The organism is Pseudomonas sp. FG86 (assembly GCF_057808775.1).
This window is the reverse complement of record NZ_JBMDIS010000114.1, coordinates 1-16,422: the sequence shown is the minus strand read 5'-3', so window position 1 is coordinate 16,422 and position 16,422 is coordinate 1. Positions and strand designations below refer to the sequence as shown.

Sequence of the window (16,422 nt, the reverse complement as noted above, 5' to 3'; positions counted from 1 at the left end):
CAACCTGCGCAAGACGACTGGCAACGCCCGCCGCACAACAGCAGCAACCGCCCGCCCCTGCATGGCGATACAGCTCAAAACCAGCAACCACACGCCGCCACGCAATATCAATCGACCTATTCCGAACCAACGCATGATGGCTATTACGTTTAATTGGTATTGGCCAAAAACAAAACAATAGGCCTTGAAGATACGGGAGGCCGGACGTTCAACTGTCCAGCCTCCCGTCGATCAGCCATCGACCGACAGAACACCGATCATGGCCAAGCGCCGAGATAGTCAGGCATGTCGCTGACACACCACTTCAACAGCGCCCGCTGGCAATCAGCGGGCGCCCAGCCTTTTACACCAGGCTCATCAACGCCTCACGACTGAACGGCAGGATGTCGCCCTCGCGGCCTTCGCGCACCTTCACTGCCCAATCCGGGTCCACCAGCAAGGCGCGGCCCACGGCGACCAGATCGAACTCATCATTGTTCAAACGCTCCAGCAGTTTTTCTAGACTGGCCGGTTGCGCAACCTTGTCGGTGTTGACCATAAATTGCAGGAACTCGCCATCCAGACCGACACTGCCGACCGTGATGGTCGGTTTACCGGTGAGCTGGCGAGTCCAGCCGGCGAGGTTGAGGTCGGAACCTTCAAATTCAGGCTCCCAGAAACGACGCGTGGAGCAGTGGAATATGTCCACGCCGGCGTCAGACAACGGCTTGAGAAATTCGCCCAGCGCCTCGGGAGTTTGCACCAGACGTGCGCTGTAGTCCTGCTGTTTCCACTGGGAGAAACGGAAGATGATCGGAAAGTCCGGGCCAACTGCGGCGCGGGTTGCCTGAATCAGCTCGATGGCAAAGCGCGAGCGGTTGGCCAGGCTGCCACCGTATTCGTCGGTACGCTGGTTGCTGCCTTCCCAAAAGAACTGGTCGACCAGATAGCCGTGGGCACCGTGGATTTCCACGCCGTCCATGCCGATGCGTTGGGCATCCTTGGCCGCCTGGGCGAAGGCGTTGATCACGTCTTTGATGTCTTGGGTGGTCATGCCGTGAACGACCACGTTGCCATCCTTGAGTTTTTCCATCGGGCCATACGCCGGCACGCTGGCATCAGGCTCAGTACCGATACGGCGCACGCTGCCCACATGCCACAACTGCGGGACGATCTTGCCGCCTTCGGCGTGCACGGCGTCGACCACCTTCTTCCAGCCGGCCAGCGCCGCTTCGCCATAGAAATGCGGAACATTCGGGTAGCCGTTGGAGGCCAGGTGACCGACCACGGTGCCTTCGGTGATGATCAAGCCCACGCCTGCGGCGGCACGGCGGCGGTAGTACTCGATGACCTTGGCGTTAGGCACGCCACCTGGGGAAAAAGAACGGGTCATCGGCGCCATGACCACACGGGTCGACAGCTGCAGTGCACCGAGCTGGAACGGTTTGAACAAGGCTTGGACAGGCATGGGAGCACTCCACGGAGACGGGGTTTATGATGCGGATAATATGAGGAGTGCGAAGTGCTGAGTAGCACTATTGATCTGGGTGATTAAGGGATAAAAGTAGAAGCCCGCCGGTTGTCACCAACCTGTGGCGAGCGTGCTGTTCAAGCCAGGGCTTTTTCGATGGCCTGGACGACCGTCGGATCTTCCGGCGCGGTACGCGGCGAAAAGCGCGCAAGCACCCGACCATCCTTGCCCAATAGGAATTTCTCGAAGTTCCAAGTGATATCCCCTGGAAACTCGGCCCCCTCGCCCGCCAGCAAACGGTACAACTGATGACGCTCAGGGCCGTTTACATCGAGTTTGCTGCCCAGGGGGAAGGTCACGCCGTAGTTCAGGTCGCAGAACTCGCGGATTTCCTCTTCGGTGCCCGGTTCCTGGCTTGCAAACTGGTTGCACGGCAGGCCAAGCACGGTAAAACCCTGGCTCTTGTATTGCTGGTAGAGGTTTTCCAACGCCGCATATTGCGGGGTCAAGCCACATTTGGAAGCCACGTTGACCACCAGCACAACTTGCCCCTTGAAGGGCGCCAGCGCCAGCTCTTGTCCGTCCAAAGCTTTGAGTTTCAGATCGTGGAAAGCACTCATGACGAACTCCAGATATCCCATGTTCTTAGCATTGCGGCTGTTCGAGATTACAACCCGCAAGTCTGCAATCATAGACGCCGATTACAAAACTCGCCTGCGAACTACTGAGCGGTCGGCCACGGCAAAATCGGTATCGCGGTGACTGCGTTCTGTGGGCTGCCTTCGATCAGGCGGTCGCTGTAGACCAGGTACACCAGGGTATTGCGCTTCTTGTCGAGGAAACGCACCACCTGCATGGTCTTGAACACCAGCGAGGTACGTTCCTTGAATACTTCGTCGCCATCCTTGAGTTCACCCTTGAAGCGGATCGGCCCGACCTGACGGCAGGCGATCGATGCCTCGGCACGGTCTTCGGCCAAGCCCAGCCCGCCTTTCACGCCGCCGGTCTTGGCGCGCGACAGGTAGCAGGTCACACCGTCGACCTTGGGGTCATCGAACGCTTCGACCACGATCCGGTCGTTGGGGCCGACAAATTTGAACACCGTCGAAACCTGGCCAATCTCTTCGGCCGAGGCCAGCAATGGCATGGCCAACAGCAGGCCGAGCAATCCCTTCATCACGCGCATCGTGTATTCCTTTCGTTTAAACCAGGATCAGGTTGTCGCGGTGCACCAGTTCCGGTTCCGCCATGTAACCCAATAGACCGACAATCGCATCAGACGACTGCCCAATGATTTTCTGCGCTTCCAGGGCACTGTAATTGGCCAGGCCACGGGCGATTTCGCGTCCGTCCGACGCCACGCACACCACCATCTCGCCGCGGCGGAAGCTGCCCTGCACCAATTTGACGCCCACAGGCAACAGGCTCTTGTTGCCTTGGGACAGTGCCGATACGGCGCCATCATCCAGCACCAGGGTGCCACGGGTTTGCAGATGCCCGGCCAGCCACTGCTTGCGCGCCGCCAGCATGCCACGCTCGGGCGACAACAGCGTGCCGATGCGTTCACCGGCCTTGAGGCGATCCAGCACACGTTCCAGGCGCCCACCGACGATGATGGTATGGGCGCCGGAACGTGCAGCCAGGCGCGCGGCGCGCAGCTTGGTCTGCATGCCACCACGCCCCAGGGCGCCGCCAACGCTGCCAGCCACGGCGTCCAGCGCCGGGTCATCGGCGCGGGCTTCGTAGATCAGTTGGGCATCAGGGTTGTTGCGGGGGTCGGCGTCGAACATGCCGTCGCGGTCGGTAAGGATGACCAGCAAGTCGGCTTCCACCAGGTTGGCCACCAGGGCAGCCAGGGTGTCGTTGTCGCCGAAACGGATTTCGTCGGTGACCACCGTGTCGTTCTCGTTGATCACCGGGATGACCTTGAGCTCCACCAGGGCGCGCAAGGTACTGCGGGCGTTGAGGTAACGCTTGCGGTCTGACAGGTCGTCGTGGGTCAGCAGGATCTGCGCCGTATGGCGACCGTGCTCGGCAAAACTGGACTCCCAGGCTTGCACCAGGCCCATCTGGCCGATAGCGGCGGCGGCTTGCAGTTCGTGCATCGCGCTGGGTCGCGCGGTCCAGCCGAGGCGGCTCATTCCGGCGGCAACCGCCCCGGACGAGACCAGTACCAACTCGACACCCGCCTCATGCAAGGCCACCATCTGCTCGACCCAGACGCTCATGGCTGCGCGATCGAGCCCCTTGCCATCCGCCGTCAACAGCGCACTTCCGATCTTTACGACCCAGCGCTGCGCACCTGTCACTTTGCTCCGCATCATCTTCAACCTTAGATAGAGGGCTGCACGCGACCCAGCGCCGCCCATAACGTTATTAGTGACTACAGGTATACCCAGATACCAAAACGCCGCTCCTGGGAGCGGCGTTCAAGTTTATCGCAACGGATCAGTCGCGCACGTAAATGATTTCCGGACCGTCTTCATCATCCACGTCTTCCTCGTCCCAATCATCGTCGCCGATGTCATGGACCGACTTCACGCCGCTGCGACGCAGGGCACGCTGGTCATCCAGAGCCTGCAGCTGGGCACGGGCTTCGTCTTCGATGCGCTGGTCGAGCTCGGCGAGTTCGGCCTTGAACACCGGGTCGGCCGCCAGGCGGTCGGCGCGGTCTTCCAGGTAGCGCATGATGTCGCGGGTCAGGCGCTCGGTGCCTTCTTTGGCGATGGCCGAGATCACGTAGACCGGACCTGTCCATTCCAGGCGATCGACGATTTCCTTGACGCGCTCCTCGTGCTCTTCTTCGAGGATCTGGTCGCATTTGTTCAGCACCAGCCAGCGATCCCGCTCAGCCAGGGACGGGCTGAACTTGGTCAGCTCGCTGACAATCACTTCGGCGGCGTCCGGTGCACTGGTGTCATCCAGCGGCGCCATGTCGACGAGGTGCAGCAGCAAACGGGTACGCGACAAATGCTTGAGGAAGCGAATACCCAGACCAGCACCATCGGAAGCACCTTCGATCAGGCCGGGGATGTCAGCGATCACGAAGCTTTTCCAACGATCGACACTGACCACACCCAGGTTCGGCACCAAGGTGGTGAACGGGTAGTCGGCGACTTTCGGCTTGGCGGCAGAGACCGAGCGGATGAAGGTACTTTTGCCGGCGTTTGGCAGGCCCAGCAGGCCCACGTCGGCGAGGACTTTCATTTCCAGCTTGAGGTCACGCTGTTCGCCCGGCTTGCCCGGCGTGGTCTGGCGTGGCGCACGGTTGGTACTGGACTTGAATCGGGTGTTACCCAGACCGTGCCAGCCGCCCTGCACAACCATCAGCTTCTGGCCGGCCTTGGTCAGGTCCCCAATAACTTCCTGGGTGGCGGAGTCGATGATCGTGGTGCCGACCGGTACGCGCAGTACCAGGTCTTCGCCTTTTTTACCGGTGCAATCGGTGCTGCCGCCGTTGGAGCCACGCTCGGCATCGAAGTGCCGGGTGTAACGGTAGTCCACCAGGGTGTTGAGGTTTTCGTCGGCCATCATGTAGATGGAACCGCCGTCACCGCCGTCACCGCCGTTGGGGCCACCGTTTTCGATGAATTTTTCGCGACGGAAACTCATGCAACCGTTACCGCCGTCGCCTGCTTTTACTCGGATGGAAACTTCATCAACGAACTTCATAACAAAACGCCTCTCGCCGCACGGACGAGCTTAAGAAACCAAGACATAAGACTCTTGCAAAAATGAGCGCAGCGACCTCAATCAACGACCGCAAATCCAGCGCTTGAGCCCATTACAAACAGCTTTGCAAGAGACTCACCCCACAAACGAAAAAGCCCCGTCGCGAGACAGGGCTTTTCCAGCAACTACGTAATTATGCCGCGACGACGTCAGTCTTCGGGACAATGCTCACGTAACGACGACCGAAGGCGCCTTTTACTTCGAACTTGATCACGCCTTCGACTTTAGCGAAGAGAGTGTGATCTTTACCCATGCCAACACCGTAACCGGCGTGGAATTGGGTGCCGCGCTGACGCACGATGATGTTGCCCGGGATGATTACCTGGCCGCCATACATCTTCACGCCAAGGCGTTTGGCTTCTGAGTCGCGACCGTTACGGGTACTACCACCAGCTTTTTTGTGTGCCATGAGTCAATTCTCCTAGTGAGGAATTAGGCTGAAATTAAGCCTGAATACCGGTGATTTTGATCTCGGTGTACCACTGGCGGTGGCCCATACGCTTCATGTGGTGCTTACGACGACGGAACTTGATGATGCGGACTTTATCGTGACGACCTTGGGAGATCACTTCAGCCACAACGGTAGCGCCAGCAACAACTGGAGCGCCGATGTTCACGTCATCGCCATTGGCGACCAACAGAACGCGATCAAAGGTAACGGAGTCGCCGGTAGCGAGTTCCAGTTTTTCGATCTTCAGGTATTCACCTGGGGCGACCTTGTATTGCTTGCCACCAGTAACAATTACTGCGTACGACATGGTATTTCTCCGATAATCCTGCTCACCCAGCGCTTTATAAGAAGAGGTATTGGCTGGCATGGCTGCATGGGATGGACGTCCCGAATGCAATTGCGTAAGGCAGGTGCTGCCCAGGAAGTTCAGGGTGCGCGATTGTACGCAAGCCTTTGACGCCTTGCAAGTGGCCGTCTATCGCGCCTTGACACTCGGGGGTCAGGGTCCTAGCATGCCGCGCAACCCTTCTGGAGCGACTGTCGCTGATGCAACCCCAAGCTTTCTACCGCGCGGTCGCGGACGATTTTAGCGCCGTCGACGGCATCATCAAGCAGCAGCTGACTTCTAAAGTGCCGCTGGTCTCCAAAATTGGCGACTATATTACGTCGGCGGGCGGCAAGCGCCTGCGTCCTTTATTAGTGTTGCTGTGTGGCAAGGCCCTGGGCCGCGAAGGCGATGACCTGCGCCTGCTGGCCGCCACCATCGAATTCCTGCACACCGCCACCCTGCTGCATGACGACGTGGTCGACATGTCCGGCATGCGCCGTGGCCGTGAAACTGCCAATGCCATGTGGGGCAATGCGCCCAGCGTGCTGGTCGGCGACTTCCTGTACTCGCGCTCATTCGAAATGATGGTCGAACTGGGCTCGATGCCGGTGATGAAGATTCTTTCACAGGCCACGCGCATCATCGCCGAAGGCGAAGTGCTGCAGCTGTCGAAGGTTCGCGACGCCAGCACCACCGAAGAAACCTACATGGAAGTGATTCGCGGCAAGACCGCGATGCTCTTCGAAGCCTCGACCCACAGCGCCGCAGCCCTGTGCGAAGCGACTGCCGAACAGGCCGAAGCCCTGCGTACCTTTGGCGACCACCTGGGCGTGGCGTTCCAACTGGTGGACGACTTGCTCGACTACCGTGGTGACGCCGAAACCCTGGGCAAGAACGTCGGTGACGACCTGGCCGAGGGCAAACCGACCTTGCCGCTGATCTACACCATGCGCGAAGGTACGCCGGAACAGGCGGCCCTGGTGCGCAAGGCGATCCAGAAAGGCGGGATCGAAGACCTGGAAAGCATCCGCGCCGCCGTGGAAGCCTCGGGCTCGCTGGAATACACCGCACAACTGGCACGCGACTACGTGGCCCGTGCGATCAAGTGCCTGGAAGCCCTTCCAGCCAGCGAATACCGGGACGCCCTGGTGGAGCTGAGTGAGTTTGCGGTCGCGCGCACGCACTGACACCTGCAGACTCGGGCCAATGTGGGAGGGGGCTTGCTCCCTCCCACACTTAGTTTGTACTCCCCATCCAAGAGCGCGCCCTGCCTCGCTGCAATTCCCTATATAATGTGCGACTTTTAGCCATCCTGACCTTTAAGGAGCTTTAGTGAGCACGTTGCCACCCTGCCCGAAATGCAATTCCGAATACACCTACGAAGACGGCGCACAACTGATCTGCCCGGAATGCGCCCATGAGTGGTCCGCCACAGGCGAGGCCGAAGCGGCCGGCGATGAAACCGTGAAGAAAGACTCTGTGGGCAACGTCCTGCAGGACGGCGACACCATCACCGTGATCAAGGACCTCAAGGTCAAGGGCACCTCCCTGGTGGTCAAGGTCGGCACCAAGGTCAAGAATATTCGCCTGTGCGACGGCGACCACGATATCGACTGCAAGATCGACGGTATCGGCCCGATGAAACTCAAGTCCGAGTTCGTTCGCAAAGTCTGATCCTGTTGCCTCCATCCCGCGCCCGCCGCGGGATGGCGTTTCGCCCTCCGCGTTGATCGAACGCAATACCCACACAGAAAAATCCACAAACCGCCAATAGGCACTTGCTATTCCACGAATAAGAATTATTCTCATTGAAACCCATCAAGGAGAACGACCATGACTTATTTGATAGATGCCTGGCTGGACCGTCCCCACCCTTACCTGCGAATCCTTCATCGGGAAACCGGAGAAGTCTGTGCCGTGCTGGAGGAGGAAGCGTTGAACGAACTGCAGGACCAAGGCGACCTGGACGTGAATGGCCTGAGTTCCAGTGAACCCGGTGTACTGAAGGAAGTGGTGCGTAACCTGTTTCTATTCTGCTACGCCCGGGCATTGCGCCCGACGACAGAGCTCAATGGCAAGTTTCATCCATGAGCAACCCTGCAAAATCCTGTAGGAGCGAGCGTGCTCGCGAAGAACGCACAAGCAACGCGTTCATCCAAGATGCCCGCGTCATCGTTGACGTGTTTGGCGAGCACGCTGGCTCCTACAGGTAATCAAAAGCAGGTCTTACAGAACGTCGAGCAGCTCGACGTCGAATACCAGAACGCTGTGCGGCGGGATGCTACCAACGCCTTGAGCGCCGTAAGCCAGCTCGCTCGGCACGTACAGGCGCCATTTGCTGCCGGCATTCATCAGTTGCAGCGCTTCGGTCCAACCGGCAATCACGCCGCCAACCGGGAATTCTGCTGGCTGGCCACGCTCGTAGGAGCTGTCGAACACAGTGCCATCGATCAGGGTGCCGTGGTAGTGCGTACGCACCTGGTCTTCACGGGTCGGCTTGGCGCCATCACCGGCAGTCAGTACTTCAAATTGCAGGCCGGAAGCCAGAGTGGTGATGCCATCACGCTTGGCGTTTTCAGCCAGGAAAGCCAGGCCAGCGCCAGCAGCGGCTTCAGCCTTGGCAGCGGCTTCGGCTTGCATGATTTCGCGGATGACCTTGAAGCTGGCGGCCATTTGCTCTTGGTCAACACGGCTCGGTTTGCCGGCGAACGCGTCGGTCAGGCCCGCCAGGATCGCGTCAAGGCTTACACCGGGTGGTGGGTTGTCGCGCAGTTGGTCGCCCAACTGACGGCCGATGCCGTAGCTGACGCGGGTTTCGTCGGTGGACAGATTAACTTCGGACATGAAGAGGCTCCGCTGTAGGGCAGCTGGTTTCCCGTACTACCCAGAACTAAAAGGGCCAGCAGACTAGCACAGAAAATGAGTGCGGGATGAGAGCCGCCGTCATGCCTGCCTGGCACCGGCGCTCGGTTATACCGGGCTCCACGCGTCGGTTTGCAAATTAATCGTTTCAGTTTCCCGCCCCCCCGCCGATATGGCCTGAACACCTTGGCTGGCTCAAACAACAACACCGTCCAGCAGACAGACATCAACTTTGCGGAGCATTAGATGAACAGCTGGTTCGGTAACATCAGCGTCAACCTCAAACTGGGCCTGGGCTTCGGCCTGGTGCTTGTCCTCACCTCGATCCTGGCGCTGACCGGCTGGACCAGCCTGGGCAGCCTGATCGACCGTAGCAACTGGATGAGCGATATCACTCAGCTCAACGCCTCCCTGACCAAGCTACGCATCGTGCGCCTGCAATACATGCTGGCCAACGGCGATGAAGCCGTTGCACAAAACGTACAGACCAGCCTGGACGCGTTCGCCGCCCAGCAGCAAAAGCTCCTGGACAGCTTCAAGAGCCCGGAGAACGTCAAGCTGCTCAATGAGCAAAAGGCTATCATCACGGCATATCAGCAGTCCCTGAACAAGATGCGCGAGGCCTACCGCAACGGCAACGCCGCACGCCAGGTAATGGGCGATAAGGCCGATATAGCTAACGCACAGATCGACGCACTGGACACCAACGTGCAACAGATGCCCGAAAGCCCGGAACGTTTCACTCAGTTCCAGGCCGTGACCCATGCCAAGCAAGAGTTCCAGTTGGCCCGCTACGAAGTGCGCGGCTATACCGGTAACGTCAACGCCGATACCGAAGCCCGCGCAGCGGCACAAATCGAAAAAGCCATCAGCGGCCTCAAGGGCCTTGGCGCAGCGTTCGGTACCAGCCAACAGAGTGCGCTCAGCGCACTGGAAAGCGCCCTCGGTGCCTATCGCAGCGCCGTGCAGAACTACAAGGCAGCCAATGCCAATATCGTCTCGGCACGCGCTGAAATGACCACCCAAGGTGCCGATATCGTCACCATCAGCGACAAGCTCTACGACATCCAGCTGGATCGTCGTGACGCTGAAAGCGCCCAGGCCCGCAGCCTGCAATTGATCAGCACCTTGCTCGCCCTGCTGGTGGGCATCATCGCCGCCCTGGTTATCACCCGCCAGATCACCCGCCCGATCCAGGAAACCCTGGCCGTGGTGGAACGCATTGCTTCCGGCGACCTGAGCCACAATATCCAGGTCACCCGCCGCGATGAACTGGGCGTATTGCAACAAGGCATCCAGCGCATGGGCACGACCCTGCGTGAGCTGATCAGCGGCATTCGCGACGGCGTAACCCAGATCGCCAGCGCCGCCGAAGAGTTATCGGCCGTCACCGAGCAGACCAGTGCCGGTGTGAACAGCCAGAAGATCGAGACCGATCAGGTCGCCACGGCGATGCACGAAATGACCGCCACCGTGCAGGAAGTTGCACGCAACGCCGAACAAGCCTCCCTGGCCGCAGCCGATGCCGATGGCCAGGCCCGCGCAGGCGACAAAGTGGTGGCCGAGGCCATCACCCAGATCGAACGCCTGGCCGCCGAAGTGGCGCGCTCCACCGACGCCATGGCGCACCTGCAACAAGAGAGCAACAAAATCGGCAGCGTGATGGACGTGATCAAGGCCGTGGCCGAGCAAACCAACCTGCTGGCCCTCAACGCGGCGATTGAAGCGGCGCGTGCCGGTGAAGCCGGTCGCGGGTTTGCCGTGGTCGCCGACGAAGTACGTGGCCTGGCCCAGCGCACACAGAAATCCACCGAGGAAATCGAAGGCCTGGTGGCCGGTTTGCAGAACGGCACCCAGCAAGTGGCCAACGTGATGAACAACAGCCGCAGCCTCACCGACAGCAGCGTCGAACTGACCCGCAAGGCCGGTGTGTCGCTGGAGAACATCACCCGGACGGTGTCGAACATCCAGTCGATGAACCAGCAGATCGCCGCCGCCGCCGAACAGCAAAGCGCCGTGGCCGAAGAGATCAGCCGCAGTATCGTCAATGTGCGTGATGTGTCGGAACAGACCGCCACCGCCAGCGAAGAAACGGCCAAGTCGAGTGTGGAACTGGCGCGCCTGGGTAGCCAGTTGCAGCAGATGGTCAGCCACTTCCGGGTGTAAGAAACCAAAAAGCCGCTTCGGTATTAACCGAAGCGGCTCCACTTCTCAGACCTTACAGGTCATCGAAGCTGTCCCGCAGGAATGTCCATACGTGATAAACACGTATGGCATTCACTACGAGGTTCCATGTACGTCGTGCAAACCTAGACATACTCGGCCCTCCGTGAGTTGGGCCTTACCTCCAGCACACTTACCGGAACACGTGAGCCTTTGGATGCGGGTCAACGCTTCCTGTGAGGCGGTCGGGCTTTGGTTCCTCCCGCATGAATCCGGCACGGATTACTAGCCCGTGGCGTTCGGTCCATAATTCCGCGCGCATACCCAGCCACCTACAAAACGACATACTTGGAACGGGGGTGATACTAATCAACATCTGGATCAAAGGCGTGACAGGTGACGATAAACCTGCTGGAAAGATCAACTGAAATATTGCAAATTTTTGCCATCGACTCTCAACAGAAATAAAGTCGACAGATAAAAAGTAATGACCCTCGCCAAGCCTTGCGCGATACGATAACCGGCATTAGTATCCTTGGGCGGGTCAGCGCTTCCTGTAAGAATGCAACCCCAGCCACTAACTGGGATTGCAAAAAAAAACCGCCTACCAAGGCGGTTTTTTATTACCTGCGATTTGCCTCTCAGCCCTCGCCTTCCTCAACAAACACCAGCCGATTCCCAAACGGATCCTTGATGCTCATCTCCCGCGAGCCCCAAGGCGTTTGCTCCACCCCAGGCTTGGCATACCGGTAGCCCTTGCCCACCAACTGCTGCTGGTACGCGTCCACCCCTTGCGCCTGAATCCGCACCGCCGCGCCCGGCGAAGCATCGCCATGATGCTCGGACAAATGCAGCACACACTCGCCCAATGACACCTGCAGGTACAACGGAAAATTCGCCTCGAAGCGATGCTGCCAGTCGACCTTGAACCCGAGGAAATCGACATAGAATCCTAACGCCTTGGCCTCATCGAAAATCCGCAGGATGGGAATGACTTTTCCTAAGTGCATGGCAACCGCTCCGTGTATAAGAGCGCCCACTATAGAGTCGAAAACCCACCCCGCAAATCCCCGCTGCGCGCCAAAAAGCGGCCCGGTCGCTGACCATTCGCCTGCCCCTCGCGGTAGCTCAACACGCCATTGACCCACACACCGTCAATGCCCTCGGCGGCGCGTTGCGGTTGCTTGAAGTCCGCCACATCGCGTATGCGCAGCGGGTCGAACAACACCAGGTCGGCCCAATGCCCTTCACGTATTTCACCCCGTTCGGACAAGCCAAATCGCGCCGCCGACAACCCGGTCATTTTATGTACCGCCGTGTGCAGCGGGAACAAGCCGACATCGCGGCTGAAATGTCCCAACACCCGTGGGAATGCGCCCCACAAACGCGGATGCGGGAACGGATCTTCAGGCAAACCATCCGAGCCGACCATCGACAACGGGTGCGCCAGGATCCGCCGCACATCCGCCTCATCCATGCCGTAATACACCGCGCCGGCCGGTTGCAGGCGCCGCGCCGCGTCCATCAGCGAGACGCCCCACTCACCCGCAATGTCCTGCAAGTCACGCCCGCCCATGCCAGGGTGCGGCGTCGACCAGGTAATCGTGATACGGAACGCATCGGTCACCTGCTTGAGATCCAGGGTCGATGAACTCGCCGCATAGGGATAACAATCACACGCCACCGGGTGGGTTTTCGCCGCCGACTCCAACGCTGCCAACAGCTGTGGACTACGTCCCCAGTTCCCGGCTCCTGCACATTTGAGGTGGGAAATAATCACCGGTATCCGTGCATGCCGGCCGATCAGAAAAGCCTCGTCCATCGCCTCCAGCACCGGTTCGAACTCGCTGCGCAGATGGGTGGTGTATACCGCACCGTAGGCCGTCAGTTCTTCACTCAGTTGCAGCACTTCATCGGTCTCGGCATTGAACGCACTGGCATAGGCCAGGCCGGTGGATAACCCCAGTGCACCGGCGTCGAGACTGTCCTTCAACTGCACACGCATCGCGGCGATTTCACCGGCAGTGGCGGTACGATACAGATCATCCATGTGGTTGCTGCGCAGTGCCGTATGACCGATCAGCGCTGCCACGTTGACCGCCGGATGGGCGTTTTCCACTGCGCGGCGGTAATCGCTGAAACGCGGATAGGCGAACGCCTCGCGCTGCCCCAGCAGGTTCATCGGGTCCGGCGGATCACCGCGCAAACAGACCGGAGAAGCACTGATCCCACAGTTACCGACGATCACCGTGGTCACCCCCTGGCTCAGCTTGGGCAACATCTGCGGATGACGGATCACCACCGTGTCATCGTGAGTGTGTACGTCAATAAAGCCCGGTGCCAATACGCGGCCGGCGGCATCGAATTCATGCTCGCCATGGGCCGCTGACAAATCGCCAATCGCCGCAATACGCCCGTCGCGCATCCCCACATCCGCAACGTAGCCAGGGGTGTTGCTGCCATCGATGATCAACGCCTGGCGAATCAGCGTGTCGTACTTCATATCAGTCTCCAAGCGGCAGGCTGTCAGGGCCGCCGCGGTAATCGTCCAGGGCCAGCTTGATGCGGCGCAGGCGCTCCTGGTTGTCGTCCGGCATGGCCAGTGCCAGCTCGGTGGCGAGCAGGTCGATGGCCAGCAGCATGCCGTAGCGCGCCGCCGTGGGTTTGTAGATGAAGCTGGTTTCGGCCGGTTGCAGCGGCAGCAACACATCGGCCAACTGCGCCAACGGTGAATCCGCCAGGGTGATGGCGATGATGCGCGCGTCGTAGCTGCGCGCCAGCGTCACCACGTCGAGCAATTCGGGGGTCAGGCCAGTGAGCGAACAGACGATCAGCGCATGTTCGGCCCCCAATGTTGCCGCCGTGACGCGCATCATCACCGGGTCATGGCACGCGGCAATCGGATACCCCAGGCGTACCAACCGTACCTGCAACTCCTCGCTGCACAGGCTTGAGGGGCCGCCCATGCCGAACGCGTGGATCATCCGCACCTTGCCCAGCAGGTTGACCGCATCGACAAAGCTGGCTTGATTGAACCCCGACAAGTGCTGGCGCAACGTCGCCTCGATATCGCCGAGGATCTGGCGGTGAAACGCCGACTGTTCCGGCAAGCCCGCCGGGTCCAGGAAGCGGCTGCCGACACCGCTGGCCTGGGCCAATTGCAGGCGCAGGTCGCGCAAGTCCCGACAGCCGACACTGCGGGCAAACCGTGACAGGGTCGCGGTGCTGACCTCGGCCCGTTGGGACAACGCTTCCAGGCTGGCCGATGCAGCGAAGCCCACGTCATCCAGCATCAGCTTGGCGATACGGCCTTCGCCGGCGCTGAAGGAGGCCTGGCGGGCGCGGATCTGGTAGAGGATGTCCATGGGGGCTCCGGGTTACAAAATACAGGACAGGCCGTACGTCAGACCGAAGGCGACCACTGAAATCAGGGTCTCCAGCACGGTCCAGGTCTTGAAGGTCTGGATTACCGTCATATTGAAGTATTCCTTGATCAGCCAGAAGCCGCCGTCGTTGACGTGGGAAAAGATCACCGAGCCAGCACCGGTGGCCAGCACCAGCAATTCCGGGTGTGGATAACCCAGGCCCAGGGCGACCGGCGCCACCACACCCGACGCCGTGGTCATGGCCACCGTGGCCGAGCCCGTGGCAACCCGCATCAGCGCGGCGAACAACCAGCCCATCACCAGCGGCGACAAGTTAAAGGCATTGGCCAGGCCGAGGATCTCATGGGTGACGCCGGCATCCACCAGGATGCGGTTCAAACCACCACCGGCGCCCACCAGCAAGGTGATGCTGGCGGTCGGCGCCAGGCATTCATTGGTGAACTTGAGAATCGACTCGCGGTTGAAGCCCTGCGCCAGGCCCAGGGTCCAGAAACTCACCAGGGTCGCCACCAACAGGGCGATCACCGAGTTGCCGATAAACAACAGGAACTGGTTGAACGCAGTGCCCGGCGTGGACAGCAGGTTGGCCCAGCCGCCGATCATCATCAGCACCACCGGCAACAGGATGGTGCCCATGGTCAGGGCGAAGCTCGGCAAGCGAGTGCGCGGCTCACGGTCGATAAACTGGCGTTCCAACGGGTTTTCCGCCGGTAAGTGGATGCGCGGCACGATGAACCTGGCGTACAGCGGGCCGGCGATGATCGCCGTCGGGATACCGATCAGGATCGCATAGAGCACGGTCTGCCCGACCGATGCGTTATACGCCAGCACCGCCATCATCGCCGCCGGGTGCGGCGGCACCAGCGCATGCACCACCGACAAGCCGGCCACCATGGGCAAGCCGACCATCAGGATCGACACCCCGACGCGCCGCGCCACGGTAAAGGCGATCGGCACCAGCAACACAAAACCGACCTCGAAAAACAAGGGCAGCCCCACCAGGAAGGCAATGCACACCATCGCCCAGTGCGCATTGCGCTCGCCGAACCGGTTGATCAGCGTACGCGCCACCTGCTCGGCACCGCCGGACTCGGCCATCATCTTGCCGAGCATGGTGCCCAGCGCCACCACCAGGGCGATATGCCCCAGGGTCTTGCCGACGCCCGCTTCGTAGGACCCCATGATGGTATCCGCCGGCATCCCGGCCATCAGTGCCAAGCCGATGGACACCAGGGTGATGACGATAAACGGGTTGAGTCGGTAGCGTGCTATCAGCACGATCAAAGCAATGATGGCTATGGCAGCGTATGCCAATAGCCCGAAGCCCGGTGATGCGGCCATGCGGTACTCCTCGGAAAGGGTCACGTCGAATAGGTTGTGAAACTCATAAATCATTACCAGGGCTGACTTTCAATTTTTATGAAAGTAATTTTCGCGCAGGGATAAGCGCCGTCGCATTGGGACATGCCCAGCGCCAGTGCATGAAAATTCGGGGGGTGTTCTTACATGAAGATCAGACAACGCCGGAAACTCACCGAGCGCCATCGAGTCATAGAATGCGCACTCACTCATGCCCAGGAACCGACCATGATTCGCACCTCACTCGCCGCCAGCGCCGTGCTTCTCGCCCTGTGCGGCAGCGCTTCAGCCGCCGACAACGCCGCACTGAAGAAATGCATGGACAGCGCCAATACGACCGCAGACATGGTCAATTGCAACGCCAAGGAAGCCAAGGTGCAGGATGAGCGCCTGAACCGCGCCTACAAGACCGCCCTCGCCGCCCAGGAAGGCGCGCGTAAGCAACAATTGCAGGACGTGCAGCGCCTGTGGATCAAATACCGCGACGCCAATTGCGCCTTTGCGGGCAGCGCCACTGGCGGCACCATTGACCAGGTCAATGGCTCCGGCTGTGTGCTGGACATGACCCAGACCCGCGCCCAGGAATTGGAAGACCTGGTCGGGCCGTAATACACACCCGACCTCTGTAGGAGCGAGCTTGCTCGCGAAAAACTCACAGGCGCCGCGTTGATTCAGGAAACACGCGTTATCG

At 60.1% G+C, this 16,422-nt stretch carries 18 protein-coding genes and 1 pseudogene; 7 read left to right on the top strand and 12 right to left on the bottom strand.

Annotation, left to right across the window (positions count from 1 at the left end):
* Positions 1-181, top strand: a 181-nt coding sequence (locus ACODSV_RS33295) for a hypothetical protein (protein ID WP_489047272.1), incomplete at its 5' end; no start/stop codon positions are given.
* Positions 182-343: 162 nt separating this feature from the next.
* Here ACODSV_RS33295 and ACODSV_RS33290 read toward each other — a convergent pair.
* From ACODSV_RS33290 to rplU, 7 genes are all read right to left on the bottom strand, one after another.
* A complete protein-coding gene (locus ACODSV_RS33290; protein WP_024077366.1) occupies positions 344-1,447 on the bottom strand; it encodes an NADH:flavin oxidoreductase in 1,104 nt (367 codons plus the stop codon).
* A gap of 140 nt (positions 1,448-1,587) precedes the next feature.
* Positions 1,588-2,070, bottom strand: coding sequence for a glutathione peroxidase (locus ACODSV_RS33285; protein WP_150055338.1), 483 nt, complete (start codon positions 2,068-2,070; stop codon positions 1,588-1,590).
* A 101-nt stretch (positions 2,071-2,171) separates the two neighbouring features.
* On the bottom strand, positions 2,172-2,636 hold the full coding sequence (locus tag ACODSV_RS33280; RefSeq protein WP_015885841.1) for a CreA family protein: 465 nt from the start codon (positions 2,634-2,636) through the stop codon (positions 2,172-2,174).
* Between the two features lie 16 nt (positions 2,637-2,652).
* Positions 2,653-3,771: a glutamate 5-kinase gene (proB, locus tag ACODSV_RS33275; protein WP_041161022.1), complete on the bottom strand. Its 1,119-nt coding sequence runs from the start codon at positions 3,769-3,771 to the stop codon at positions 2,653-2,655.
* Between the two features lie 127 nt (positions 3,772-3,898).
* Positions 3,899-5,122: an Obg family GTPase CgtA gene (cgtA, locus tag ACODSV_RS33270; protein ID WP_024077369.1), complete on the bottom strand. Its 1,224-nt coding sequence runs from the start codon at positions 5,120-5,122 to the stop codon at positions 3,899-3,901.
* Between the two features lie 193 nt (positions 5,123-5,315).
* Positions 5,316-5,591, bottom strand: coding sequence for a 50S ribosomal protein L27 (gene rpmA / locus ACODSV_RS33265; RefSeq protein WP_024077370.1), 276 nt, complete (start codon positions 5,589-5,591; stop codon positions 5,316-5,318).
* A 34-nt stretch (positions 5,592-5,625) separates the two neighbouring features.
* Positions 5,626-5,940, bottom strand: a complete 315-nt coding sequence (gene rplU / locus ACODSV_RS33260; protein WP_017847748.1) for a 50S ribosomal protein L21 — start codon at positions 5,938-5,940, stop codon at positions 5,626-5,628.
* Between the two features lie 239 nt (positions 5,941-6,179).
* Here rplU and ACODSV_RS33255 point away from each other — a divergent pair, with 239 nt between their 5' ends.
* The 3 genes from ACODSV_RS33255 (at position 6,180) to ACODSV_RS33245 (ending at position 8,052) form a co-directional block, all read left to right on the top strand.
* Positions 6,180-7,148 carry a polyprenyl synthetase family protein gene (locus tag ACODSV_RS33255; protein WP_024077372.1) on the top strand — a complete coding sequence of 323 codons (969 nt, stop codon included), beginning with the start codon at positions 6,180-6,182 and terminating at the stop codon, positions 7,146-7,148.
* 145 nt (positions 7,149-7,293) lie between these two features.
* Positions 7,294-7,635 (top strand): zinc ribbon domain-containing protein YjdM, encoded by a 342-nt coding sequence (locus ACODSV_RS33250; protein WP_024077373.1) that lies wholly within the window; start codon positions 7,294-7,296, stop codon positions 7,633-7,635.
* A gap of 159 nt (positions 7,636-7,794) precedes the next feature.
* Positions 7,795-8,052 carry a PA4570 family protein gene (locus ACODSV_RS33245; RefSeq protein ID WP_024077374.1) on the top strand — a complete coding sequence of 86 codons (258 nt, stop codon included), beginning with the start codon at positions 7,795-7,797 and terminating at the stop codon, positions 8,050-8,052.
* A 135-nt stretch (positions 8,053-8,187) separates the two neighbouring features.
* Here the strand turns inward: ACODSV_RS33245 and bamJ are convergent, their stop codons facing one another.
* Positions 8,188-8,805 carry a BamJ family beta-barrel-assembly machinery protein gene (gene bamJ, locus ACODSV_RS33240; RefSeq protein ID WP_003176055.1) on the bottom strand — a complete coding sequence of 206 codons (618 nt, stop codon included), beginning with the start codon at positions 8,803-8,805 and terminating at the stop codon, positions 8,188-8,190.
* Positions 8,806-9,069: 264 nt separating this feature from the next.
* Here bamJ and ACODSV_RS33235 point away from each other — a divergent pair.
* Together ACODSV_RS33235 and ACODSV_RS33230 are read left to right on the top strand one after the other, a co-directional pair.
* Positions 9,070-10,134, top strand: a pseudogene (locus ACODSV_RS33235) (methyl-accepting chemotaxis protein); the annotation flags it as partial.
* Entirely contained in the window at positions 10,126-10,989 is an 864-nt protein-coding gene (locus ACODSV_RS33230; protein WP_411741557.1) for a methyl-accepting chemotaxis protein, read from the top strand. The pseudogene ACODSV_RS33235 and the gene ACODSV_RS33230, both read left to right, overlap by 9 nt.
* 638 nt (positions 10,990-11,627) lie before the next feature.
* Here ACODSV_RS33230 and ACODSV_RS33225 read toward each other — a convergent pair.
* The 4 genes from ACODSV_RS33225 to ACODSV_RS33210 are packed head-to-tail and all read right to left on the bottom strand — an operon-like array spanning position 11,628 to position 15,767.
* Positions 11,628-11,996, bottom strand: coding sequence for a glyoxalase superfamily protein (locus tag ACODSV_RS33225; protein WP_041161023.1), 369 nt, complete (start codon positions 11,994-11,996; stop codon positions 11,628-11,630).
* Between the two features lie 29 nt (positions 11,997-12,025).
* Positions 12,026-13,489: an N-acyl-D-amino-acid deacylase family protein gene (locus ACODSV_RS33220; protein ID WP_150054708.1), complete on the bottom strand. Its 1,464-nt coding sequence runs from the start codon at positions 13,487-13,489 to the stop codon at positions 12,026-12,028.
* A 1-nt stretch (position 13,490) separates the two neighbouring features.
* Positions 13,491-14,351: a MurR/RpiR family transcriptional regulator gene (locus ACODSV_RS33215; protein ID WP_150054709.1), complete on the bottom strand. Its 861-nt coding sequence runs from the start codon at positions 14,349-14,351 to the stop codon at positions 13,491-13,493.
* 12 nt (positions 14,352-14,363) lie between these two features.
* A complete protein-coding gene (locus ACODSV_RS33210; protein ID WP_069076983.1) occupies positions 14,364-15,767 on the bottom strand; it encodes a GntT/GntP/DsdX family permease in 1,404 nt (467 codons plus the stop codon).
* 192 nt (positions 15,768-15,959) lie between these two features.
* Here ACODSV_RS33210 and ACODSV_RS33205 point away from each other — a divergent pair, with 192 nt between their 5' ends.
* Complete coding sequence (locus ACODSV_RS33205; protein WP_024077380.1) at positions 15,960-16,340, top strand: lysozyme inhibitor LprI family protein; 381 nt, start codon at positions 15,960-15,962, stop codon at positions 16,338-16,340.
* The last annotated feature ends 82 nt before the right edge of the window (positions 16,341-16,422 follow it).